General features: G+C 45.4%; 2 protein-coding genes. Both read left to right on the top strand.

The window, feature by feature from the left end:
- Window positions 1-137 precede the first annotated feature (137 nt).
- Window positions 138-857, top strand: coding sequence for a tail fiber protein (locus tag C5471_RS23255; protein ID WP_339959326.1), 720 nt, complete (start codon window positions 138-140; stop codon window positions 855-857).
- A partial coding sequence (locus C5471_RS23250; RefSeq protein WP_166296574.1) for a tail fiber assembly protein occupies window positions 857-1,352 on the top strand: 496 nt, incomplete at its 3' end. The genes C5471_RS23255 and C5471_RS23250, both read left to right, overlap by 1 nt.

Below are 1,352 nucleotides of genomic sequence, written 5' to 3'. Positions count from 1 at the left end.
TCATTTTGGTTATTTATTGATACGCAGATAAGTCCGATTTTTACCAGATTGAATCCCGTTTAATGCTTTAACAGTCTGCCTTGGCAAAGAATAATGTCAGTTAATCAACTACGGAAAATGTTGGTTTAGCGGAAACGGTGGCGTTGGCAAAAAGTGCTTACCCAAAATCCGGTGGGACGATTAGCGGGGACGTTTATTTAAAAGGCGATAAGCGCTTGGGGTATTACATCACTGATGAAAACGGACGTATCCGAGCTGAAATTTATAAAGAAAAAGGCGGCAATCTTATTCTGACGAACGGCTACGGCGGCGGCGGGATGTTTATCATTCGGCGGGATGGAGCAGTGAGTTTTGGTAATGAAAATGCGGCAATAACAGGCGATGGAAATATCTACGGAAAAGCATGGTCTACAAGCCGCGACCCAGGATATTTATATGATTATCTTGAGCATTTGTGCCCCGTTGGCGTCCCAATGCCGTATCCGAATAGATATACCCCTGTTGGCTATCTCACTTGTAACGGTCAAGCATTTAATAAATCTCAATATCCCCAGTTAGCCATAGCTTACCCATCCGGCGTACTCCCTGATCTGCGCGGTGAATTTATTCGTGGCTGGGATGATGGGCGCGGTGTTGATTCGGGGCGTGTGTGTGGTACGTGGCAGGCTGGCGCGAATGAATCACATAGTCACACAATGCCAACTGGCAGAATGCCAGTTAACGTTGATTCTATCTCGAAAACATGGGTCGTTGTTGAAAACGATGTGTCAACGACGAAAGTATCGACATACGTTGCGGGCGGAAACGAAACCCGTCCCCGCAACATTGCCTTTAATTACATAGTGAGAGCAGCATAATGACAGAACAAAAATACTCTTTAGACCATGAAACCGCCGTATTGGGTAAAGATGGTTTGGCTATTCAGGCAGGCTGGATAAAGGTTTATCACTCTAATCAAATTACACGAGAATTCACTACGTCTGATATCGAATATGTCATGCTCGGTGTCAGTCTGTCAGCTGGTGCCTATTCCGATGCGCCAGAACTTCCCAAATCACATGATATGGCCGTTTGTCGTAGTGAGGATTGCACACACTGGGAAATAGTACCTGACTATCGTGGAAAAACCGCTTACGACACGCAAACCCGCGCTCCGACTGAAATCACTGAAATCGGGGAATTGCCCAACACACTCACATTCAAAAAACCACCCACTGATTTTGACAAGTGGAACGGTAAAGAATGGGTAGTTGATAAAGACCTTCTCAAATCGCATCAGATTGATGAAGCCAAGCAACAGCAAGCAGCACTGTTACAACAGGCAAATGACACTCTCTCATTGCTACAAGACT

The organism is Photorhabdus tasmaniensis (assembly GCF_011189505.1).
GTDB lineage: Bacteria > Pseudomonadota > Gammaproteobacteria > Enterobacterales > Enterobacteriaceae > Photorhabdus > Photorhabdus tasmaniensis.
Note: the sequence above shows the minus strand (reverse complement) of the source record. Positions and strands in the feature narration are given on the sequence as shown.